Source organism: Wolbachia endosymbiont of Tuta absoluta, from assembly GCF_059414725.1.
Genome location: NZ_JBNRJY010000283.1, coordinates 1 through 404, shown reverse-complemented (window position 1 = coordinate 404; position 404 = coordinate 1). Strand labels below are relative to the sequence as shown.

Genomic DNA, 404 nt, shown 5'->3' with positions numbered 1-404 from the left:
ATTGGCATCGACATACAAAGTGGAAAAACAGTTTGGACATCTGATTTTATAGAGAATGTGCAATTGTTTGTTCCAATTATGTATGCCCATACGCTTTGGGTAACAAGTAATAAAGGTTCAATATTTGTTTTTCCTGGATCGATCCTTTTATTATGTTGTTGCCTAAAATATTCTGTTTTTAGCTCTCACCGCATATGGACTTGACGAATGCGTTTATGACTTACACATTCGTCGGCTCCCTTTTCTATCTTCTGGCTCTGAATCTTTGGAATGCTGGTGAAATCACGTATCAGGTCAGAGCTTTTATACTTATCTTATATACATTATCGTCATATCAGCCTATAGTAGTCCACTGCTGGACGTAGTACGTCATACGCCCCAGGGTACGCCATAGGCGCAATATC

General features: G+C 39.1%; 1 pseudogene. It reads left to right on the top strand.

The features are described 5' to 3' along the window. Window positions 1-204 (top strand): annotated as a pseudogene (locus ACJ5GX_RS03120) (hypothetical protein); the annotation flags it as partial. Between the last annotated feature and the right edge of the window lie 200 nt (window positions 205-404).